29 protein-coding genes are annotated in these 21,320 nt (G+C 51.3%); 10 read left to right on the top strand and 19 right to left on the bottom strand.

Annotated elements, in window-relative coordinates:
* Positions 1 to 224: 224 nt before the first annotated feature.
* From ABIB59_RS06665 to ABIB59_RS06610, 12 genes are all read right to left on the bottom strand, one after another.
* Positions 225 to 1,094 (bottom strand): LAPAL motif-containing putative phage structural protein, encoded by an 870-nt coding sequence (locus ABIB59_RS06665; protein ID WP_354034574.1) that lies wholly within the window; start codon positions 1,092 to 1,094, stop codon positions 225 to 227.
* A 141-nt stretch (positions 1,095 to 1,235) separates the two neighbouring features.
* Complete coding sequence (locus ABIB59_RS06660; RefSeq protein WP_502910493.1) at positions 1,236 to 3,239, bottom strand: DNA cytosine methyltransferase; 2,004 nt, start codon at positions 3,237 to 3,239, stop codon at positions 1,236 to 1,238.
* A gap of 62 nt (positions 3,240 to 3,301) precedes the next feature.
* The gene (locus ABIB59_RS06655; protein ID WP_354034570.1) at positions 3,302 to 3,562 is read right to left on the bottom strand and encodes a hypothetical protein; all 261 of its coding nucleotides are present in this window, start codon (positions 3,560 to 3,562) and stop codon (positions 3,302 to 3,304) included.
* Complete coding sequence (locus ABIB59_RS06650) at positions 3,559 to 4,293, bottom strand: DNA-methyltransferase (protein WP_354034569.1); 735 nt, start codon at positions 4,291 to 4,293, stop codon at positions 3,559 to 3,561. The genes ABIB59_RS06655 and ABIB59_RS06650 overlap by 4 nt, the downstream gene beginning before the upstream one ends.
* Before the next feature lie 39 nt (positions 4,294 to 4,332).
* Positions 4,333 to 4,677, bottom strand: a complete 345-nt coding sequence (locus tag ABIB59_RS06645) for a hypothetical protein (protein ID WP_354034567.1) — start codon at positions 4,675 to 4,677, stop codon at positions 4,333 to 4,335.
* Positions 4,674 to 5,174 (bottom strand): hypothetical protein, encoded by a 501-nt coding sequence (locus tag ABIB59_RS06640; protein WP_354034565.1) that lies wholly within the window; start codon positions 5,172 to 5,174, stop codon positions 4,674 to 4,676. The genes ABIB59_RS06645 and ABIB59_RS06640 overlap by 4 nt, the downstream gene beginning before the upstream one ends.
* Positions 5,171 to 5,482: a hypothetical protein gene (locus ABIB59_RS06635; RefSeq protein WP_354034563.1), complete on the bottom strand. Its 312-nt coding sequence runs from the start codon at positions 5,480 to 5,482 to the stop codon at positions 5,171 to 5,173. Before ABIB59_RS06635 ends, ABIB59_RS06640 begins: the two co-directional genes overlap by 4 nt.
* Positions 5,476 to 5,916 carry a hypothetical protein gene (locus ABIB59_RS06630; RefSeq protein WP_354034561.1) on the bottom strand — a complete coding sequence of 147 codons (441 nt, stop codon included), beginning with the start codon at positions 5,914 to 5,916 and terminating at the stop codon, positions 5,476 to 5,478. Before ABIB59_RS06630 ends, ABIB59_RS06635 begins: the two co-directional genes overlap by 7 nt.
* A 19-nt stretch (positions 5,917 to 5,935) precedes the next feature.
* Positions 5,936 to 6,676: an ATP-binding protein gene (locus ABIB59_RS06625; protein ID WP_107222984.1), complete on the bottom strand. Its 741-nt coding sequence runs from the start codon at positions 6,674 to 6,676 to the stop codon at positions 5,936 to 5,938.
* 2 nt (positions 6,677 to 6,678) lie between these two features.
* Entirely contained in the window at positions 6,679 to 7,731 is a 1,053-nt protein-coding gene (locus tag ABIB59_RS06620) for a DUF1376 domain-containing protein (RefSeq protein WP_354034559.1), read from the bottom strand.
* A 54-nt stretch (positions 7,732 to 7,785) separates the two neighbouring features.
* Positions 7,786 to 8,340 carry a toxin YdaT family protein gene (locus ABIB59_RS06615; protein ID WP_354034557.1) on the bottom strand — a complete coding sequence of 185 codons (555 nt, stop codon included), beginning with the start codon at positions 8,338 to 8,340 and terminating at the stop codon, positions 7,786 to 7,788.
* A gap of 2 nt (positions 8,341 to 8,342) precedes the next feature.
* Positions 8,343 to 8,570 (bottom strand): transcriptional regulator, encoded by a 228-nt coding sequence (locus ABIB59_RS06610; protein WP_132438921.1) that lies wholly within the window; start codon positions 8,568 to 8,570, stop codon positions 8,343 to 8,345.
* 97 nt (positions 8,571 to 8,667) lie between these two features.
* Between ABIB59_RS06610 and ABIB59_RS06605 the strand changes: the two genes are divergently transcribed.
* From ABIB59_RS06605 to ABIB59_RS06570, 8 genes are all read left to right on the top strand, one after another.
* On the top strand, positions 8,668 to 9,051 hold the full coding sequence (locus tag ABIB59_RS06605) for a helix-turn-helix domain-containing protein (protein WP_132438922.1): 384 nt from the start codon (positions 8,668 to 8,670) through the stop codon (positions 9,049 to 9,051).
* Between the two features lie 335 nt (positions 9,052 to 9,386).
* Positions 9,387 to 9,509 carry a hypothetical protein gene (locus ABIB59_RS06600; protein WP_283775916.1) on the top strand — a complete coding sequence of 41 codons (123 nt, stop codon included), beginning with the start codon at positions 9,387 to 9,389 and terminating at the stop codon, positions 9,507 to 9,509.
* A complete protein-coding gene (locus ABIB59_RS06595; RefSeq protein WP_249569368.1) occupies positions 9,506 to 9,691 on the top strand; it encodes a DUF1482 family protein in 186 nt (61 codons plus the stop codon). Before ABIB59_RS06600 ends, ABIB59_RS06595 begins: the two co-directional genes overlap by 4 nt.
* Before the next feature lie 168 nt (positions 9,692 to 9,859).
* Positions 9,860 to 10,195, top strand: a complete 336-nt coding sequence (locus ABIB59_RS06590) for a hypothetical protein (protein WP_237151414.1) — start codon at positions 9,860 to 9,862, stop codon at positions 10,193 to 10,195.
* Between the two features lie 15 nt (positions 10,196 to 10,210).
* Positions 10,211 to 10,549 carry an RrF2 family transcriptional regulator gene (locus ABIB59_RS06585; RefSeq protein ID WP_354034554.1) on the top strand — a complete coding sequence of 113 codons (339 nt, stop codon included), beginning with the start codon at positions 10,211 to 10,213 and terminating at the stop codon, positions 10,547 to 10,549.
* Between the two features lie 138 nt (positions 10,550 to 10,687).
* Positions 10,688 to 13,192, top strand: a complete 2,505-nt coding sequence (locus ABIB59_RS06580) for a 3'-5' exonuclease (protein WP_354034552.1) — start codon at positions 10,688 to 10,690, stop codon at positions 13,190 to 13,192.
* Positions 13,193 to 13,256: 64 nt separating this feature from the next.
* The gene (locus ABIB59_RS06575) at positions 13,257 to 13,529 is read left to right on the top strand and encodes an excisionase (RefSeq protein WP_107222989.1); all 273 of its coding nucleotides are present in this window, start codon (positions 13,257 to 13,259) and stop codon (positions 13,527 to 13,529) included.
* The gene (locus tag ABIB59_RS06570; protein ID WP_354034550.1) at positions 13,504 to 14,610 is read left to right on the top strand and encodes a tyrosine-type recombinase/integrase; all 1,107 of its coding nucleotides are present in this window, start codon (positions 13,504 to 13,506) and stop codon (positions 14,608 to 14,610) included. The genes ABIB59_RS06575 and ABIB59_RS06570 overlap by 26 nt, the downstream gene beginning before the upstream one ends.
* A gap of 345 nt (positions 14,611 to 14,955) precedes the next feature.
* Here the strand turns inward: ABIB59_RS06570 and ABIB59_RS06565 are convergent, their stop codons facing one another.
* From ABIB59_RS06565 to yobA, 3 genes are read right to left on the bottom strand one after another with little or no spacing between them, the layout of a single operon-like run.
* Positions 14,956 to 15,297, bottom strand: coding sequence for a YebY family protein (locus ABIB59_RS06565; protein ID WP_107222991.1), 342 nt, complete (start codon positions 15,295 to 15,297; stop codon positions 14,956 to 14,958).
* 14 nt (positions 15,298 to 15,311) lie between these two features.
* A complete protein-coding gene (copD, locus tag ABIB59_RS06560) occupies positions 15,312 to 16,181 on the bottom strand; it encodes a copper homeostasis membrane protein CopD (protein ID WP_079496722.1) in 870 nt (289 codons plus the stop codon).
* Position 16,182: 1 nt separating this feature from the next.
* The gene (gene yobA / locus ABIB59_RS06555; RefSeq protein ID WP_108701598.1) at positions 16,183 to 16,557 is read right to left on the bottom strand and encodes a CopC domain-containing protein YobA; all 375 of its coding nucleotides are present in this window, start codon (positions 16,555 to 16,557) and stop codon (positions 16,183 to 16,185) included.
* A 137-nt stretch (positions 16,558 to 16,694) separates the two neighbouring features.
* Here yobA and ABIB59_RS06550 point away from each other — a divergent pair, with 137 nt between their 5' ends.
* Together ABIB59_RS06550 and exoX are read left to right on the top strand one after the other, a co-directional pair.
* A complete protein-coding gene (locus tag ABIB59_RS06550) occupies positions 16,695 to 16,925 on the top strand; it encodes a DNA polymerase III subunit theta (RefSeq protein WP_039078743.1) in 231 nt (76 codons plus the stop codon).
* Complete coding sequence (gene exoX, locus ABIB59_RS06545) at positions 16,922 to 17,599, top strand: exodeoxyribonuclease X (protein ID WP_296439058.1); 678 nt, start codon at positions 16,922 to 16,924, stop codon at positions 17,597 to 17,599. The genes ABIB59_RS06550 and exoX overlap by 4 nt, the downstream gene beginning before the upstream one ends.
* Here the strand turns inward: exoX and ptrB are convergent.
* From ptrB to ABIB59_RS06525, 4 genes are all read right to left on the bottom strand, one after another.
* The gene (gene ptrB, locus ABIB59_RS06540; RefSeq protein ID WP_107222992.1) at positions 17,596 to 19,656 is read right to left on the bottom strand and encodes an oligopeptidase B; all 2,061 of its coding nucleotides are present in this window, start codon (positions 19,654 to 19,656) and stop codon (positions 17,596 to 17,598) included. The genes exoX and ptrB overlap by 4 nt on opposite strands.
* A 78-nt stretch (positions 19,657 to 19,734) precedes the next feature.
* On the bottom strand, positions 19,735 to 20,394 hold the full coding sequence (locus tag ABIB59_RS06535) for a tellurite resistance TerB family protein (RefSeq protein ID WP_079496723.1): 660 nt from the start codon (positions 20,392 to 20,394) through the stop codon (positions 19,735 to 19,737).
* Positions 20,395 to 20,490: 96 nt separating this feature from the next.
* On the bottom strand, positions 20,491 to 20,838 hold the full coding sequence (yebF, locus tag ABIB59_RS06530) for a protein YebF (protein ID WP_079496724.1): 348 nt from the start codon (positions 20,836 to 20,838) through the stop codon (positions 20,491 to 20,493).
* A gap of 65 nt (positions 20,839 to 20,903) precedes the next feature.
* Positions 20,904 to 21,245 (bottom strand): YebG family protein, encoded by a 342-nt coding sequence (locus ABIB59_RS06525; protein ID WP_039078738.1) that lies wholly within the window; start codon positions 21,243 to 21,245, stop codon positions 20,904 to 20,906.
* Between the last annotated feature and the right edge of the window lie 75 nt (positions 21,246 to 21,320).

Raw genomic sequence — 21,320 nt, 5'->3', positions numbered from 1 at the left:
TCTCTTAATTTCATTCAAGATGGAGGCTAAATCCCGGGCATTTTTTGCATCTAGCGACGCCTCACGGAAATGCTTAACACCATTGCTATCAATGTAAGTGAGCCTGAGTGTCTTGCTAGGCTTCCACCATACAAGAAAACGATAAACTGCATATCGGGCAGCCAAGCAAGTGACCACCCCTACAGTAATTATCGACATGACACTTAGAATGGACATTAAGTTACCTATAAGATGATTCTGCGCTCATCTGCCGCACGATGCCTTACAACGCGTGTGATAGTGTACGTGGGATTACCAAAATTACCATTGGTCTCTTTAACACTTTTCGTCACACTCACTACAAAAAGGTCATCTTTGCTGAAGCTCAGAGTATTTTGATTGACCCGTTCCAAAAAAGCTTCATCGCTCATTTTAACGCTAACATCCTCTCCATTAGGTAGGATCATTCTCCATCCTGCATTTGAAGTAAAACTCAGTTTGGAGAACTTAACGTTAATCTCGAGTTCTTCAACATGAGTGATTTGCTCTAAAGTAAATTTTACAGGTTTAAAAGCTTCTGAATCATCCTTCGGGATTAACACGACCTCACGATCCGCATTCTTTATCTTGAAGCTCGACGAACCGTCTGTTTGAAGCGGGTCATAAACCAATCTTGAAATCTCATTACGGATCACAGGGCTAGTTACAAGTTTTTGTACGTTGATGGGGCATTCGATGCTTTCATCGTCTACAACCAATCTAGCGGTATTGTTCGATTCATCAATCAATACTTCTTGTGGTTTTCGACCGCGCAACCATTCGATAACACCAAGAGCTGTACCTACGCCAGCACCAGTAGCCCCTGCAAAACCGATAAGCTGTAAAGTTGATAAACTTCCTAAAACTGAAACAAGCAGGACAAATGAACCTTCCTGTGTTGCCTTAATATTTACCTTAGGGGCAGATGCCTCACCATGGATTATCTTTTCAGCATTCTCAATCAATCCACCCAGCGCTGTTAATGCCGCACCAAGTGTTTGGGCATCAATTTCGTTATCAGCGTAGGCATCTCCGCCATAAGATATTTCAAAATCAGTAAGTTGCTGCGCAGTCATTAATAATCCTTTGTTTATGATTTTTCTTAAACTGTACGATACCCGAAATAAGGATAAAAACATCATGGTTTTTCTTTAATGTTAATATATAAGCAAGCTATTTCTAATTAAAAAAAACCTCTCAAAACTGAGGGGTGGTGTTTATGCAGCCTGATGTCCAACCGAGCACAATTCAGGCAAATTAGCCCTTACAAGCGCTTCGGCGAACGGTGGCGGTACCGCGTTGCCGCACCGGGCCACCTGCTTGTCTTTTGCGTACTTCACGCCGCGATAGTCGCGGTCAATGATGTACCACTCCGGGAACCCCTGGGCCCGGTAAAGCTCACGAGGTTGCAGCATGCGCATGCCAATATCAACGATGCGGTACACCACCCCCTCAATCGTTACAAACTCGCTGATGCCGTACTCATGCAGGAACGCAGTCACCTGGTCCGCCCGGTGTTCGTCATAGTTGTTCTCAGCCAGCATCGTGCGCACTTCGCCAAAGTGCAGGCCACCAGCCGTTACGGTTTGCAGCGGAGTGTCGGTTGGTTGCCCAATGTTGGTACCGCGCATTTTTATCACGCTTGAAGTGATCAGGGCGTGATGATTTCCAGTCGTAACAGTGTGCGCTGGCGCGTCAACCAATCCACCTGAATGCCCGGTATTGTTCACCATGAGGTTAGCAGTAACCAAAGCATGGTGGTCTGTAGTGGTGACCGTGTGCGTAGGTTCGTCCAACCCGATGCCAGCACCTGAGTAGTTGCCCCCAAAGTGTTTGACCAGATTCGCCGCCACCAGCGCAAATTTATTGCCCCCGGCGGTGACAGTACCCAGTGGTTTCTCAATCTGGAGAATACGCGGTGCCTGTCCCACTCGCTCCCCGTATCCCATCTGAATCATGGTCGCTGATACCAGTTGCGATTTTCCGCCACCACCAGCGGTTACGGTAGCGCTCGGCTCGTCAGCGCGGTGACCGACGCTGTTACCGAACTGTCTGGCAATTACAGGGGCGATAACGCAGGAGTGGTTAGTGTTGCACAGTGTATGCATCGGGTTTTCAACGCTGCGCGGCTTAGCTGAATATTTCGGGCCGCCAGCGCCAGCGATAAACGGTGAAATAGCCGCTTCGACAATACCGAGCGCGTGACCGTTCCCGCCAGGGCGTTTTGATGTGCCGGCTGTCACCGTCGGTACCGGTTCAGTTACCTCATGCCCTGTTGCTCCGGTGCGGAATTTCGTCAGGTGCGGAACGGCCAGCGCGAAACCGTGTTTCTTGGTAATGGTCTGGGTGGGTTCGTCCAGCGACTGCCCACGGAAACAGTCATAATTCGTTTTTGTACTGGTGTGATTGCATTTCACGATAAACGGCGTGGCGCTGTTCACCACAAAACGCTCAATGCCTCTCGCGATACGGCGCATTGTATTGGCTGCAAGTGGCTTTTTACGGTCAAAAATTGACGGACACGGAATTGACCAGTCGATACACTCCGCCGCCGTTCTCCAGGGTTTAAGCTCACCTGATTTAACCGCGGCTGTTTTCGGATCCCCGTGGGTTTGCTCCGGCCAGCAGATTGCGGCTCCGTCGCAGCGCATCACCATGAAGAATCTTTTTCTAATCGTCGGCGCGCCGTAATCACATGCGCGCAGTTCACGATGTTCGACCGCATAACCCAGCCCGGCAACCAGCTTTTTCGCCTGTTTGCTGTTTGGCTCGATATTCAGGAACTCACAGCACTCGGCCAGCGCCGGATGATCGGCGATGATGCCATCGGAGAGCATGCAGACAAACGCGTTAAACGTCTCGCCTATGCGCTCCGGGTCTGGCCGCATTTCCGCCGCCAGCAGCGGTCCCCAGGTGCGAAATTCCTCGACGTTCTCCAGCATCATCACGCGGGGGCGCACCGTCAGCGCCCATCGAACCACAATCCAGGCTAAGCCCCGAATGGCTTTTTCCACCGGGGTACCACCTTTCGCTTTGGAAAAATGGCGGCAATCCGGGCTAAACCATGCCAGCCCCACTGGCATACCTGCGGTGACAACCGGCGGATTTACGTCAAAAACACTCTCGCAATAGTGCAGCGTGCCGGGGTGGTTTGTGGTGTGCATCGCCACAGCATTCTCGTCGTGATTGATAGCGATATCCACGCTGCGGCCAAGTGCCATTTCAATCCCGGTAGATGCTCCACCGCCACCAGCAAAATTATCAACGATGATTTCAGATTGTCTCACGAGTATTTCTCCATAACGATGGCCAGCGATTTGGCGGCGTCCACGATTGACGGTACGGGCATTTTTTCCAACCACATGCGGTTTATGTGATGTTTGAGGCGGCGCTGGTGGTGCGCCGGGAGATCCCCGGCGCGTTCAACTTGTGAGTAAACCAGCGCTACCTCTGCAGGCCAGACAGTCTCGGGAACATCCAGCAGCAACAAGGATTCCAGTTCGCTGATGCGACTGCAGGCATAGGAGATAAGCGAATCTGTCATGCGACATGCCTCCCTTCGTCAACGCCATTTCTCCCGCATGCCGTGCTGTAGCTGCGCGGGTCACTATCTATGCCAATGAAATTTCGCCCGGTCAGTTGGCATGCAACACCCGCCGTGCCACTTCCCATGGTGAAATCCAGCACCAAATCGCCAGGGTTGCTGTATGTCTCAATCAGGTACCGAACCAAATCCAGCGGCTTTTGCGTGTCGTGGTATTTTCTTTTCTGCTTATCGCTTGAGAAAAACTGAACATCGCGCGGGTACCGACTGGTTGAGTCGTACTCAGTCAGGGATAATGCCTTGCCGTATACGTTGGAATTCACCGTTTTTCGCTTCGATTTTTTCCGCGTATGACCGTGAGTGATCTGCGGGTTGTAAGTCGGTTGGCGACGGTAAAACACCTGGACGTTTTCATGCGCCCTCAATGGCTGAATTGCGACATTGAAAAAACCAGTCGCGTTACCCTTCTCCCAGATCCATTCGGTTCGCCAGTCGCGCAAATTGCTGTTGACCAATACACTGGTGAACGGCTGCGCCGAAAACAGCACGATAGCCGCCGAAGGCTTAGCCACACGATATAGCTCGAGCCACATCCGGGGCAAATCCAACGGGGTATCCCAACTGCACTGAGTCGTGCCGTAGGGAATGTCAGCGCAAACCATATCGATACTGCCGCTGGCTAATGTCGGGAAAACATCGAAACAGTCACCGAAAAATAATTCAATGCTCACTCAATACCTCCCTTCGCAAAATGACCCCATTGGGTTAGCTCAGTCATTCCAGGCATCAAGTTCGTCCTCAATCTCTTCGTCGATTTGATTCGTGGTTGCTTCTTTGTCCAGTTGGGCACATGCCGCTTCCTGGTACTGCTCCCGACGTTCGTCGTACCAGTTCGAAAACTCTGGCGTCCAGCCCCGCCCGTCATCCCCCGCCCAATCTTTCCATGCCATTTCGTCTGCAACGCGCTCGATCATGCAATCAGCGGTTGTCAGCGCTGTTTCGCGGAAATACTTTTTGTGTCGTTTTCTCCAGTAAAAACTCCATTTAGAATCGCACCAATTGCGGACTCGAACTTCCCAGCGGCGAATGCACCGTGCTTTAAGTGATTTGCTCATCCCTGCGCTCCTTTGCTCTCGCGAAGCTGGCGGGCCATCGAGTCGAACTCATTTGCCAGGCACGCCATTTCTTTCAACGTCGGTGAGCGCTCTTTGAGGCAGATTATTTCGTGGCGCACCGAATCTGCTGCATAGCTGAATGCATCAGCTCGTGCTTCTTCTCGCAGGGCTGCGATTGCTGCGGATGTGGCGAGGGATTGCATGCAAGCTATGATTGACTTCATTCCAGCCAACAACGCCTCGTCCTCCGAAGCTCCATTACCTTCTGCAATTGCGGACGCTGCTGCACCTTCCTCGCTATGTTTTAACCAGTTTTCGGGAGTAAGAAGAATGGTGTTCTCCATCGCCAACTGCTCGGTCAGTTCGCTTTGTTTATCGAGGGCGCTAGCCAGACGAGACACCATTTTGGCGATCTCGATAATCGGTGTGTCAGCCGTCATTGCGGCTGCAAATTCGTGCCCCACGCGGGCTACATGTTTGTTTGCAACGATGGTCATTTTTGTGCACTCCCGAAAATTCTGTGAATCTGGTAGCCCTGCCATTTTTCGCGGCAAATCTGCGCTACAGTTTGCGGCGCTGGTGGACAGGCAACGGGTGCCACTCGCGAGCGCCACCGATGTGTAAGCCGGTATTCAGGGTGATGAGGTTTACCAACGTTTTTCACGATGCCTGCCAGCGTCAGACGTTTCAGGCGATCGTAGGCCTCTTTGATATCGCAGCCCAGCAGACTGCGAACCTGCCGGGTAGAAATGGATTTTTCCCGTAACAGAAATTCAACGATGGCGCGTTGCTCAGGTTTCAGCATGCTTCTGCCCTCCTCGCACGGGCATTGCGAATGCAGCGGTTACGCAATCGGGAAATGTCCTGAATCTCCTGACTGCTTTTTGCCAGTCGCATAATCTCGCTGTATTTCGTAGCAGCGCGCAGCCAGTGCCCCCGTGATTCAATCAGGGCTGCTTCTTCAAGCGCCATGCGGAGAACTTCCGGATCGGCTTTTTGACCGAGTTCCGGTAACTCGATATCGGGGATATCGCTGCCGGGCACAACGGTATACTCCCAGTGGGTACCGTTGTGGCTGCGGGTCATGACACCGCGCTGTACTAACGCAGCAAGTTGCTGTCCCGTCGAACCGGAGTCAGAGTTAAACGCGTCGCACACTTCCGGGGTGGTAATGCCCGGGTGATGGCTGACATACACAACCAGTCGGTCAGCCTGGGTAATTCGTTTTTGTTTGGTCATTGGTCAATACTCGTTTTGGTTATTTAACAATCCGCAAATGGGTTACATTTTTGCGGTAACTCCCCCAGGTAAAATTCACCCAGATGCCGTTATCCATGGTCAGACGGTCCATAGCCCGTTCACCCAGGATTTTTGATAACTCGTCAAAATTCAGGTTGGTCAGTACCCCCACAGGTTTCATTGCCGCCAGGCGGCGATCGATAATTTGATTCAGCAATACCCATTCATTTCGGGTGTCGCGCTGCACGCCGACCTCATCCAGCACCAACAGGTCAACCCTGCACAGGTCATCGAGCAATACTGATTCGGACTGCCCTTCGTCATAGCATTTGCGGGCTCGCAGCATCAGGTCAGGAACAGTCACAACCAGCACTGTGTGGTTATGCTGCAGCAGGTAGTTACCGATGGCGGCAGCCAGATGATTTTTCCCGGTACCGCAGCCACCACTGAAAACGAAGCTGGCAAAACCGCTGCCGAAGTTATGGGCATAACTTTTTGCCAGCGTCAGCGCGTGTTTTTGTCCATCGTTACTCACCTGGTAATTTGCGAAGGTACAATTCCGGTGCAAATCGCAGATACCAGACCGGCCAAAAATTTTCTCAGAACGAGCGCGCTGGTTTTCTTTTTCCAGTTCCGCAGCTCGTTTACGTCCCTCCTCCTGTTGCCAGGCCATTAACTCGGCAGCGCTGGTAAATTTCGGCTGAACACCTGCCGGGATCAGTCGCTGCAGACGACCAAGAATGTCACTCGTCGATTTCATGGTTACCCCCTGAATCCCGGCGGGATCACTGTGTCGGGTGTCGAAACGCCAAAGGCAGGCTGACGACGCGAGACTTGCGCCGGGGCTGCAGTTTTGGCTCGTGATGTTTTCAGGCTGGTTGCGAAAGTCTGTTCCCACTGAATGTGGTGCTTAACCTTCCCTTCGCATTTCCAGTAGTCGCGGAATTGCTGCAATTCAACGTCGGTGTAACCCGGCTCTTCACCGAGATTAATACCCCAGAGCGCCGCCTGGCCGACAAAATCAACGCCTGGCGCCCAGTCCTCGGTGATCGGGAATTTACCTATGGGTGGGAAAAAATTGTCTTGCGCGCGTATATCTCTCTCTGGGTTTTCTTTTAGATCTGTATCTTTATCTGGATCTGTATTTGTAGTTCCCGTAGCTACTACAGTAGCTTGGCTACCGTAGCTGTCGTAGTTGCTAACGTAGTTGGCTACGAACTGAGAAATAGCTTCTACAGTAGTGATTTCTCCAGATTTGACGCCAGAAATTAACAATTCAATGCATTTAGTTTTAACAAACCAGTCACCTTCCGATTTGAACTCGGAAAGCACCGTAGCTACGGAAATTTTCGGCTTGGCTACGACGCGAATCGTAGCTACTACGGTTAGTGAGCTACCGTAGCTACTACGTAGCTCACTAAGTCGTGACCATGGATTTTTTGAATACCCGATTTTCACAACATCCAGATCAGGGCCAGTGATGAAGTACAGATGACCCTTGTAGGAGGTTCCCCCCTCAATAGCCGGTCTGCTTTTTGAAGATGACGTGACCGTTTCGATGTCACGCTCAATGCGCAAATGAACCCAGTTTTCTCCGTCGTCTTCAAAGAACTCTTTCAGGGCAGTTTGAAGCTCAGCCCAGCGCGAATCTGAAACGCGAGCGATCTTAGCGAGACGGTTTTTGGGTATAGCCCTCCCCGTTTGCCAGTAATTGAACATGAGAAGCAAATACGCTCCATGCTCCTCCGTGGACAGATGCATGGTGTCCGCCAGGTAATCAGCAATGTAAAGTTGCATGTAAGGCAGCGCGGCCATGGTTACTCCTGATGCCCGGTTGCCCGGACGTTATGGTCATTGGTCAAAGCTCGTTTAAAAACACTGCGGCGCCAGAGTGCTGAGCAGCGCCAGCGCTGGCTCTGATACCTCCTTCGGGAGCATCGCGTATAGCGACGTGGCCGCTTCCCAAATTTCCTTTTCCAGGCGCTGCAGTGGTGCGCCCAACAGCTTTGCCTGGTGTGCTTCTGCGCATTCCTTGATGGCGCTCGCCACCAGCTCTGCTTCGGTCTTGCCGGAACGGAGACCGTAAGTGCGTGCTATCTCGATTGGCATCACTGCTGAAATCGCCGGGGCCAGTTGCATGACATAGCGGTTGTATTTTTCGGATCCGTTTTCGTTGCGCAGGTAGCGGAATAAGTTCAGCTTGTTGACTGTGATCCCCTTGCCGCCAGTGCGTTTCCATTCTTCCGCCACCAGCCTCGCTATTTGTTCCTGAGCCTGACCCGGCAACGTTTTTTCCCATTCGCTGACGGCGGTATTGATCGCCATGCGTTTCATGTTGTCGCGGCGGCGAGGTTCAATCTGATTTTTAGATTTCAGCAAAGCAGTTAACCGCTTCGTATCATCAGTAACCAATGAGGCATGCATGACTAATTCTCCTCTTGGGGTAGGCCATCGGTAGGGTTTGGATAAATGTCTGGGCGCAATTCATGCGGTGTAACGCCAGTTACTCGGAAGATTTGAATAACCCGCGCAGCGGGGACAACTCCCGAGTAGTTATTTTTCCAACGACTAATGGCCATGCTCGTTACACCAATTGCATCACCTAACTTTCTGGCAGAGCCTGCGGCTCGGATTGCAGTTTCTAAAGCAGTCATAGGACCTCCTGTTTGAATTAAAAGTAAACCATAGATTTATACAACAAGCAAATTCTGGACTTATTGTGACAGTAAACCATTTGTTTACAATGTGGATATGAACAGAGAAAACACACCTGAAAGCAGCCTGAAGAGTCGACTCGAAGAAATCACATCTCGCGGGATTTCAAAGGCAGACATGGCAAGAATTGCTGGCGTCACACCGCAGGCGGTAAACGGCTGGTTTAAAAAAGGTGTCATTAGTAAGAAATCAGCAGTGCAAATAGCAACAGCGGCTGGAGTTTCTGTTGCATGGCTGCTTGGTGAAGATGTTGATGAACACTCTGGACTTGAACCGGAAGAAAGGCAGATGCTTAAACTTTTCCGACAGCTACCCGAGTCCGAGCGCCGAAAGATGGTGGATCTCTTTGAAGTGCGTTTAAAAGAAATTGATGATTACGTAGAAAAGTATCTTAAAGGTCGCTTCAAACCTGATAATTAACGTCCCTCCCCTTCCTTAAAAAACCGGCTAATAGCCGGTTTTTTTTCTGCTTTTTTTCAACCTCCAATAAACCAAAATGCAAACATAAACCCATGGTTTACATTTTTTGTAATCCATTAATTGACACAAAAATAAACCAGTGATTTAATTAAAACCGTTATCAGCACACCCATTCAGGCAGGACGCCCACGAAGTAGCTGCCGGCGGCATACGAAACACCGGATGAGATGGCGACGTTGATTTTACGATTTCAGTTTTAACGCGCAGCAGACCAACGTTCCGCCAGCCGGGCGCAAACGGCAAAGCAAAACAGACATCATCGTGAGGATTTTTCTATGACAGATTTCGCACGTGTGGCAACAGGGCAACAAGCTGTCCGCCTTAACTGGTTCACCGCCTTAACACGTAAGTTCTGCTATTTCCTGGCGCAGAAAGGCAACCCGGAGATTAAGGCGTGAGCACGTTTTTTTATTTAGTCATCACCGTTTGTGCGCTGACTGGCGAGTGTTCTGATACCCCGCTGGGTGTGTATCAAACCGAAGATGACTGTAATGCCGCCGCAGCGGAGCAAAGCGTTAAAGGCGAATGCTACCCGGTAAGTATTCTGGCTGCCGACCAACAGCCTGCAGTTCATTTTTAAACGAGTTTTGACCAATGACTTACGGCTGTAGCCAGCCTGATGCCCAGTGCACGGGGCATCGTGATGGCAATACCGCCATCATAACCAAACAGGAGGCGATGACCTGTTCTGGTTAAATTGGATAAATCTTCTTTGCCCGCCTCGCGGCGGGCCTTTTTAGGAGGAGATATGTCAGCAAACGAATTAGCGCTGCGTTTCAGCACCGCACCCGCTGAGCAGCTCATCGGCAAACTACCGGTGCTGGAAGTGAAGGAAGCTCTTTGGCAGGAAGTTGAGGATGAAGTTCTCACTGAGGTTTATCAGGAGCATGAGTTTGAAATGGAAGCGGTATCGGAACAGACAGATGCAGCGAACCGCCTGGCCAGCAAATTCGAACTCGTCGCCGAGACCTTCGGCACCGCCATCAGGCTGGCATTGACGCTACCACCAGCAGAAGCGAAGCAAATTTTGCAAGATGCTATCGACGATAACCCCGGTTACGGCCGGGAGCCGGATAAGGGATAAGTTATGGAATTTGGAATGAAACGTATCATTGCCTCAGTGCGCGTCGTCGCTGTAATGAAAAAGCTTTATACCGGCGCACCTGTCACTGTTGTGACCATCAGCAGCGAACTGAAGCTTTCCCAATCGTACGTTGAACAGATCGTATCAAAGCTGGGAAAGGCCAAAATCGTGCGCGGTCAAAAAGGACCGGGAGGCGGTTACCACCTCTGCAAGCCTGAGTCAGAAACCAGCGTCGCCGAAGTGATCCGCGCTGTAACCATAATTCCGCATAGCAGCATTTTCGACTCGGTACTGGTTGCGCTCGACAGTGTTCTCGTCTCGCAACTGTCCGACGCAAAGATCAGTTCCCCATAAAGCACAAAACCCGCCGAAGCGGGTTAGTGCCCGGTTAGCCGACCAAAGCTTTCCGGAACGAGTTTTGACCAATGACCAACCGCAGGCGGCTAACCATTAGCTGCCGGGAATCTTACAACCTTTAGGAGCCCGAACGCAATGCAGACATACGCGTTTTTGATTAAAGCGAAAGCCAAAGCGACTGACGCTAAACACCTTTTTTGCTGGCTATCTGCAAAATCCGATTCCCGCGCTGAACGCGAAATTGCCAATATTCTTGAAGATGCAGAAATCGAAACCGGGCGCGGCGCGCCTTATTTGCAGCCGGTTCGGACAGACTGGCCTGTTGTTGATGACCTGCCGGAAGAAGGCAAGCTGGACAATACCTGGTGCGACCGCTACGAACTCAACGAAGATGGACGTTCGTGGAAGCTGATTTCCCGGCCAGCGCCGGAACCGGAAATAACCACCAGCGAGGTTACGACCTCATTAGTACCAGTTGCGAAAGAAGAACTCTCGACCACCTCTGATGACGCAAATATTCCTCTGGAAAATCGCGGGCTGGCTGTTCGCATTGCCATTCACCTGCTGAATGATAAATACCAGACCCATATCACGAAGGCGCAGCAGATTACCGCCACCGAGCTGTCACTGGATGAAAGCAACTCCTACGTGCAGAACCTGATGCAGGCCATCAGTGACGTTGCTGAATTTTCCGACCTGTCCTTGCACGTCGAGTGGAAACTGGTGCAGGCAGTTAAAGCTGTATTCCCTCAGAATGGCGAGCACGCCCCGACGCTGCTGGCCGAATTTGTGACGAACTGGATCGCTACTGAACCGGATTCCCGCAATCAGTTGGTGGAAGACTGGCAAAGCGGCAAATTCCCGAACAAAGAACCGGCAACCCGGAATGAGGATGTTACCGATACAATGGAGCATCCGGCGGCACAATTGGGATTCCGCCAGCAGTTCCTTGCCGCTTACATTTGCGATGAGTTTGCCCATCACGTCACCGCTGACCAGCGGATCATGATCTCCGATCTCATGCTTGACGTAGATAACCATTATGTTCAAAACCTGATGCTGGCCGCCGAGAATGTGGCGGAGGCAAAAAAATATTCCTGGCAAGAGATCTGGAAGCTCACTGACGCTGTAAAAAAAGTATTTGCCCCTTCGGCACGTCATGAACTCGGCGTGGTTTTGCGGTTCATGCAGGCATGGGCAGCAACTCATCATATTGACCGCGGCTTACTGGTTAAGGAGTGGCAGGCTGGCAAACGCGTGGCCGCTATTCAGCGAACTGATTCAGGAACAACTGCTGGCGGTGGAATTCCAACAGACCGCAATCCAGACTACATCCACACGCTGGATACGCTGGATGAAGAAATTGCCGCGGCAACCCTGCCTATGGATTTCGACATCTACAACATCCCTGGGGGGATCAATCGCAGGGCGAAAGAAATTATTTCCGGCAAAGAGAGCCCCTGGAAAGAGTGGTCAGATGTACTCCGCAAAACGCCTGGTATTTTAGATTATTCCCGGGCAGCAATTTTTGCAGTCATCAGAAGCGCTCATCCCGAGTTTTATAAATCCCCAGGTCGTCTGAGCGGTTACATAAATGCCTACCTGACCGAAACCGATCATGCCAACCCAACGCAGGAAACATTAGTTGCCGCTCGCCAGTTGAATAGTGCAGCAGTAGTTGCCGGGGTCATTCAGGGAACAGAACCGGTAGAAAGTCTGGATAAGCTCTCTACCGAATTCGTTGTCGTAGGCAAGCAGGTAGCAGAGGCAGCAGGAAAACCTGCCGCGGATTCAAAAACAACAACGGAAGTTGCCAATCTCGGTAATGGCGTTTTCTCGATCGACAATCTGATGAGTGAACACCCCACCAGCACAACCACACAACAGAACGAGGCTGCCAACAATGTGCCGATGGAAGAAGTTGTCAGTGATGAAACCCAGACTTGTAATGCGGTACCGTCGGGCGAAGCAACAACTGTGTCAACTGAAAGCGGTGCTGCAGCTGGTCCACAAACAACTGCCGTAGATAATAATATTGATACCGGACATCAAATTAACGATGACGAATCATTCCCCCTGATGACGCATGTGATGGTTGACCTGGAAACGATGGGGAACAATCCGGAAGCCCCCATTATCGCCATCTGCGCGGTGTTTTTCGACCCGAGAACAGGCAAAACAGGTCCTGAGTTCTATCAGATAGTCAGCCTCGAGTCTGCTATGGAGTTTGGGGCAAAACCCGACGCCGCAACAATAATCTGGTGGATGAAACAGTCGGCAGAAGCGCGCGCAGCGATAACCGGTGGCGATGCTATTTCGCTGATGGACGCCATCGACAACCTCGACGAATTTATTCACACGAATTCAGCCAACGGCATCAAGTATGTGCAGCTCTGGGGCAATGGCAGCTCATTCGACAATGTGATTTTGCGCCGCGCATATGAGCAGGTTGGCGCTGAATTGTCCGTGCCGTTCTGGAATGACCGTGACGTGCGCACCATTGTCGAGTTGGGGAAAGTTGTCGGTATCAACCCGCGCTATCAGATCCCTTTTGAAGGCGACATGCATAACGCACTGGCCGATGCCCGGCACCAGGTCAAATACGTTTCAGCTATCTGGCAAAAACTGACCCAGAACTGATTTTCAAAAATCACCTTTTACCTGGCTGGGGGATTACTCTTCTGGCCAGGGCTAAGGAGACGTTATGTCAAAACTTATGCCTCTCGAAGAATGGGCCAAAGAGACGTATGTAAAACCCCCAACGCTGAACACATTAAGGCGGTGGGCTCGGATGGGGAACATCTACCCTGCTCCGGAAAAACACGGGACGAGTTACCAGGTTTGCCCCAACGCCATCTATATACGCCCAAACAAATTATGTTCAGTCGCCCCGGTTAACGGAATGGATACAAGACACCCCAGAAAAGGGTCATTACTGGAGAAGTTGCAACATGACAAAAAGGCGGGAAAATTATGATCAGAATCTCCCCAGAAACCTGACATACCGCCAGTCACGCAAAACGTACGCCTGGCGCAACCCGCTCACTGGCAAAGAAATCTCTCTCGGTAAGATTTCCAAACGTGAAGCGGTTGCCCAGGCTATCGAGGCTAATCACTATCTTGAGCAAAATTACACCCCGGTCACGCTGCTCGAGCAGTTGAAAGGCGAGCATGAATACACTGTTGCTGAATGGCTTAAAGAATACTGGGAAATTTTGGGCAAAAGAGAGCTTTCGGCGATCACGCTCAAATCCCGTAAAGGACATCTTGAGGTAATCCGCCAATCGCTGGGGGAAATGATCCTCGCAAAAGTTTCTACTCTGCATATTGCAGACTTTCTTAAGCGATGGACAGATGAGGACAAAATGACGATGGCTACCACTTACCGTTCGGTCCTGTCAGATGTGTTCCGTGAGGCCATCGTGAATGGCCGGGTGGTAGCCAATCCGGTTGAGCCCACAAGAACGCCAACAATCAAAGTTAAGCGGGAACGCCTGGAACTAGAAACCTTTATCTCGATAAGGCATGAAGCGGAAGTTCTTCCCGTCTGGTTTCGCAACGGAATGGACCTTGCACTGGTCACCGGCCAACGCCGCGAAGACATAGTGGAAATGCGTTTTTCAGAGATCAGAGATAATCGGCTTCACGTAGTCCACATAAAAACGGGAATGATGATCGCCATCTCTCTGGATCTGGAATTGCGTTGCGCCGGTCTGGTCCTGGGGGATGTCATTGAGCGCTGCCGGAAAGGTAATTCTACGGATTTTTTGATTTCTGCTGGTGTCAGAAAAAACAGTCTGGCCGGGTCGATTCACCCGGACGGGTTAACCAAATATTTCGTGAAGGCAAGAAAACTATCTCAGATCGCTTTCAGCGAATCCCCTCCTACGTTTCATGAAATCAGGAGTCTGGCCGGGCGCCTGCATGAGGCTGAATATTCAGAAATTCACGGCAAAAAAGAAGGCAAAGCATTCGCACAACGGCTGCTGGGGCACTCCTCAGAAGCGACTACGAAAAAGTATTTAGATCCGCGCAAAAAGGAATTTATTCTGGTATAAGGGTTAGGTCGCCGAATATGGGAATTCGGACGATTTTCGGACATTTTCGGACGAAGCCACATAAGTGCTTGTCTGGAAAGGGTTCCAAAAAAAGACCGAATACGATTCCTGTATTCGGTCCAGGGAAATGGCTCTTGGGAGAGAGCCGTGCGCTAAAAGTTGGCATTAATGCAGGCTAAGTCGCCATGCACTTTAAGAATAGATGACGACGCCAGGTTTTCCAGTTTGCGGCAAATCCGGTCTGAAAAATTCGGTTATCGTCACGCTTAAAAATGTTAAAACCGCAAGTTCTGAGGAATCAGGCTTGCGGTTTTTTATGGAAAATCAGTCAGATACTTTCGTTTATTAACAGAGCTTTTCCGCTCGGGCAATAAAGGGCTCAAGACTCATCTTTTCACCGGGTCTGGCCGGGTCGTCAATTTGGATAACGCTGACAGGCTGCGCAGTTGTTTTACCGCTTGCCACCTGCTTTTGCGCCTCTTCATTCAGTGGGTATTGCACCAGTGTGCTGGGATTGATGGCATAAAGCGCATGGTCAGGTCGGCAGGTGAGCATCACCTCTTCGCGATTAAATGCCCATTTGTCCTTACCCACTTCAAAGCGGCTTACGGTAATCACCGACGGCGCGGCAAAGGCGCCAGCGGAACATGCCAGTAAAAGCATCGTCAGAATGGTTTTTTTCATCATTTTCGCCCGGTTAATCAGAAGGGTTCCCAGGTTGCGAACAGGCTGACCGCCGCCAGCACTAGCGCGCCCAGGACAACTTCGGTCCATGTCATCCAAATCAGGAAATGTCGTGCCTGCGAGTTTTTCAGGCCTAAGCGTGGCACCAGAACATACCTGTTCGCTAACGCTATTGCCACCATTAGCGCCACCAGCGCACATTTGATCAAGAGCATGCGACCATAGTTTGTCTGTGTGGACCACATGCTGCCCTGAATCAACAGGGTATTGATAATACCTGTGGCAAGCACACCTGCGACAGCGACATGGCCATAGCGTGAAAAACGCATCATCGCCATAACGGCATGATCTCGCCTGCGGGCCTGGCTCAATCGCATACAAAATATCACTGGCAATAATCCGCCAAACCAGGCCGCGGCACACAGCAAATGAAAAGCGTGGTTTGTACGTTGTAATATGCCCGCCATGCCATCGTGCATGGCGGCATGACCAACGCCCGCCATCAGGATCAGTTGCGCGCCCGCCAGCAACATCAACCGTCCCTGCTGTTGTGGTTGCAGGTAACCGACAAGCATCGTCATAACGGCAATGATAATCTGCCATAGCCAGATACTGCCAAACTGTGTGCCGGTAAGCAGCAGCCAGATTTGCGGACTGAAAACATCTGTCCAGCCATCACCCATGATCCCGCCCTGTAGGGCAAACATGAAGACAGCACTCAACATGCTCATGCCAAGGCAGATACGCGTTAATAGTGTAAAACGCGTTACCATAACAGGTTGCAGATGGCGAGGCGCCAGCCGACTAATAAAGAGCGCGCAGCCGAAAAGCAGCATCACGGCGGCAAAATGGATGCCGCGCAACCCAATATAGCCAGCCGTTAGCATCTTATTTCACTGAAAAAGTATAGGTACCGTGGGTTTTGTGGCCATCGACCGAGACGACGTGCCAGTCAACGGTATAATTGCCCGGTTGCAGCGCCTGCGCCAGCGGAACGATCATTTGGGTTTTGTCCTGTTCGTTACGTTTGACCGCACCTGTCTTGATGCTCTGTTGCTGCGCCCCCGTCAGGGTGACACCGCTAAATTTGGGTTCAATGCCCTCTGAGAAATTGAGGGTTAATGCCTGCGGGGCGGCCGTTACCTCGGCATTTGCTGCCGGGTACTGGTTTTTCAGATGAGCATGTGCGAAAACGGCAGGCGTAGTGGCGAGAGCCGCAGCAAAAACCAACGCGCGTGTCAGGTGGGATGCGGTGAATAACATGTCTGGCATTCCTTTTTGTTATGTTTAAAGCGACGAGAATAACTCTGTATAATGGTCTCGTCGAGTATCATCATCGGCAGACTTGTCTTTCTGCAACAGGCTTAGTAACTTTTGCGGCATAAACCCAGGAGAAACGCATGAATACCAATCTGGCCCGTCTTTCACAGGAAGAGATGGACAAAGTCAACGTCGATTTGGCGGCGGCCGGTGTAGCTTTTAAAGAGCGCTATAACATGCCAGTTGTCGCTGAGGTGGTGGAACGCGAACAGCCAGAACACCTGCGCAACTGGTTTCGTGAACGGCTTATTGCTCACCGCCTGGCGTCCGTCAATCTGTCTCGTCTGCCTTACGAGCCGAAAAGCAAATGACCGCCGAAACCGTACTGCGCGTCATCGATACCGAAACCTGCGATTTGCAGGGTGGGATTGTCGAGATTGCGTCCGTGGATGTGGTGAACGGGCAGATTATTAATCCAATGAGCCATCTCGTGCGCCCGGATCGCCCTATCAGTCCGCAGGCGATGGCTATCCATCGGATAACCGAATCCATGGTGGCGAATCAACCGTGGATTGAAGAGATTATTCCCCACTACTACGGCAGTCACTGGTATGTCGCCCATAATGCGAGCTTCGACAGGCGCGTCTTACCCGAAATGCCCGGTGAATGGATTTGTACCATGAAGCTGGCGCGTCGACTCTGGCCCGGCATTAAATACAGCAATATGGCTTTGTATAAATCACGCAAACTTAGCGTGCAGACACCTGCCGGATTGCATCATCACCGTGCGCTTTATGATTGCTATATCACCGCGGCCTTGCTGATTGACATTATCAACACATCAGGCTGGACCCCGGACCAAATGGCAACGGTTACCGGCAGACCCGCTCTGCTGACAACCTTCACCTTCGGTAAATATCGGGGTAAAGCCGTTGCCGAAGTCGCAGAGCGCGACCCTGGTTACCTGCGCTGGTTGTTCAACAATCTGGACCGAATGAGTCCGGAACTACGGCTGACGTTAAAGCATTATCTCGACGATAATTAATCCGCTTTTTTGCCCGGGAGCGTGCCTTGCGCCAGCGCGACCAGGAAAGCGAACTCCAGCGCCACGCCCTCGTAGGATTTGAAACGGCCTGATTTGCCGCCGTGACCGGAATCCATATCGGTACAAAGCAGCAGCAGATTATTGTCCGTTTTAAATTCTCGCAGTTTCGCGACCCATTTGGCAGGTTCCCAGTATTGCACCTGAGAGTCATGCAGCCCCGTGGTAACCAGCATATGGGGATAGTCATGGGCGCCGACATTATCGTACGGACTATAGCGTTTGATGTAGTGATAGTAGGTTTCATCCTGCGGATTCCCCCACTCTTCAAACTCACCGGTGGTCAGAGGGATGGATTCATCCAGCATCGTAGTGAGCGTATCCACAAACGGTACCTGAGCGATGACGCCGTGAAACAGTGACGGACGCTCATTGATGACGGCCCCCATCAACAACCCCCCTGCACTGCCGCCCATGGCGTAGCAGAAAAGCGGAGAGCCGTACTCCAGTGCTAACAGCCCATCCGTGACATCGATAAAATCGTTGAAAGTATTTCTTTTGTTCAGGAATTTACCGTCCTCATACCACTGCTGCCCCAGTTCCCCGCCGCCACGAATGTGGGCAATGGCATAGACAAAACCACGATCGAGCAAACTTAACCGGCTACTGCTGAAATCGGCATCCATGCTGGCGCCGTAGGATCCGTAGCCATAGACCAATAACGGATTTTCTCCTTTGCGGAAGTGTTTGTGGTTGTAGACCAGCGATACCGGCACTTCCACGCCATCCCGCGCGCGGATCCACAAATGCTCGCTACGATAGTCACTGGCATCAAACCCGGCCACTTCCGTCTGTTTGATCACCCGGCGCTCGCCGGTATCCATGTCGAGTTCAAACAAGGTATCGGGCGTCGTCATGGAGGAATAGCCATAGCGCAGCCGCGAGGTCTCCGGCTCCGGATTATAAGCAAGCCAGGTAACATATGCCGGATCGTCAAACGCGATTCCGGTGACTTCTCGCGTCTTGCGGTTGATCTGCCGCAGACTGGTGAGACCACGCTGTCTTTCCTCAACCACCAGCCAGTCGGTAAACAGGGTAAACCCCTCCAGCATGACATTATCCCTGGCAGGAATCAGTACCTCCCAGCGTCTTTCATCGCGCACTTTGGTGCGATACAAGCCGAAATTTTTGCCATCGCGGTTTGAACGCAAATAGAACGAGTGCTGAAAATGATCGAGGCTGTAATCGTGATCCTTACGACGCGGTAAAAAACAGAGCGGCTGTGCATCCGGCAATTCAGCATCCAGCAGCAATACCTCACTGGTCGTCGCACTCGCAAGATGAATAATGATGTAGTGTTGGGAGCTGGTTTTGCTCAGGCTGACGTAAAAAGTGTCGTCCGCCTCTTCGTAAATCAGTTCATCTTGCGTTGAGGGCGTTCCGACGGTGTGACGCCAGACCTGGTAAGGCAACAGGGTCGTGGCATGCTTACGCACATAATAAAGGGTCTCTGAATCGTTAACCCAGACACACCCCGGTGAGACATTGTCGAGCATCTCCGGATACCAGTTGCCGGTTTCCAGATTACGAAAGCGTACTCCGTACTGGCGGCGCGACAGGTAATCCTCGGAAATGGCCATAAGCGTATTATCCGGCGAGATGGCAATCCCACCGAGGGTATAAAATTCGCTATGCGAAGCGCGCTGATTCGCGTCCAGCAGCACTTGCCACTCATCCCATTCAGCAGACAGCGCAGACTGGCGTTGGTATATGGGATACTCACACCCCGGCTCAAAGATGTGGCGATAGCGATAGCCATTCTTAACATAGGGCGCTGAAACCTCGCGCTGCGGAATACGCGAAATGATCTCTTCCAGCAGACTATCCTGTAGCGCCTGCTGGGAAGCCATAATGCAGCGGCCGTACTCATTTTCAGCTTGCAGGTACTCGAGTACATCTGGCTGCGAACGGGTGTCGTCGCGCAGCCAGTAATAGTTGTCCAGACGTGTATCGCCATGAACTGTCATGGCGTGGGGGATTTGTTTAGCTTTCGGCGGCATAGCTCTGTTCTTATTTGTTTAACACACTATAAGGTTGGCAAAAGCCGCGCGTGATGCAAGCGAAACGAGAAAGTAGCGTTAGTCGATGAGCCCCTTTTTTTGTTGTCGAAGGTCTTCTTCGATACCGTCCCGAACCTCCTGCGGGATCTTAAGCGCATCACCTAAAGCGGCCAGATAGCTGCGCTCCATAAAGTGGTCGATATCTATCGCAGCACAGCTCAGGAAGTACACTTCCAGCGCCTCTTCCTCATTTTTGATGCCGGATGCAAGACGGTGCGGATCCAATGGTAGTTCGATCGCTTTCGCAATCAGCGCTCTCCCCTGTTCTTCAATACCGACCTCGTTCAGTTGTTGTTCGATAGCGGCACGTTCTCTGTCATCAATATGTCCGTCGCTCTTCGCGGCAAACACCAGGGCCAGAATAAGGCGTTCCGTGCGCGCATCAATAGACGAACTCTGTTGACCAAACTGCGCTTCCCCCTGATGGGCAGCACGCACTTTGTCTTTGTATTTATTCCACAGCACGCTGCCCGCCACGGCCCCACCACCAACAAGCAGCGCACTGGTACCGTATTTGGTCAGTAATTTGCGAGAGGATTTGCTGGCGACCAGCAAACCAGCAAGCCCGCCTAAGGCACCGGGCACGAGTAATTTGCCGAGATCCTGCCCGCCGGAGGATGACGATGACTGGCCTTGTTGGCCAAGAAGAGACTGTAATTGGTTTAACCAGTTTGCCATGATTCCCCTCACTTAATCGTTTTGTAAACGAGAAGCCTAAGCGAGGGGGTGTCAGGAAATGTCTAAAACAGCAAAAGATGAGAAAAGGTCGCAGCCTTAACGAGGCTGATACTCCGCTTTTCCTGCTTTACAATCGACTTTGACGAGATAGTGAATGTCAGTACTCTTGCCGCGAACCGTCAAGGGAACATCCCATTGATCGTTCTTACCCCGTATGTCTTTCGGAGTAACCCAGGCAACGGGATCCGCCTGTCCAAGTTTTTTTTGGTCATCAGCCCAGCGTACGATGCGGTTTTGCAAATAATCGCGTTTGACGCTCGCAGCAATCCCCTCGGCGTTCATGCCTTCGCAAGAGGGAAATTTCACCGATTTGGCAGTAGCAGCCGACGCGACTACGCTGCCCGCCAGTAATATTGTACCCAGCAACACTCCTGCTATTTTCATGCTTTTCTCCTGTGCATAGAGCCCAATCAAAGCATGGTACAAATTACTGGCAGTGCAAGCCGGGATCAGGCGGCAGAACGTTTCGCTTTTGACTTAATATCAACCGCGTCTGATGACTCAATTTCTGCGTCATCCTGAGCCACTGCTGGTGCACTCTCCTGGGTATCCGCACCCGGTAACTTACCGGACTTGAGGATATGGCTGAGCACATCTTTTTGTTCAGCCAGCCAGAGCGCCATTTGATCGCGCTGGCCTTCTTCAAGCGTCACTGGCGCTTCGCCCAGCCAGCCTTCAAGTACCTCGGCCAGGTCGAGCATTTTATCGTAAGCGTCAGCTTCCTTTTTGCTGGCAAAAGACATTTTTTCCTCACCTTCACGAATCACAACATACTTGACTTCAACCGCCATGATGCAGCCCCTTTTAACTGTATTTATATACAGTATATTACTGCGTCATTTATCAGAGCGCAAGTCGTAAAAGAC

It is taken from the genome of Citrobacter sp. UYEF32, from assembly GCF_040546205.1.
GTDB lineage: Bacteria > Pseudomonadota > Gammaproteobacteria > Enterobacterales > Enterobacteriaceae > Phytobacter > Phytobacter diazotrophicus.
This window is presented reverse-complemented; position numbering and strand designations above follow the sequence as displayed.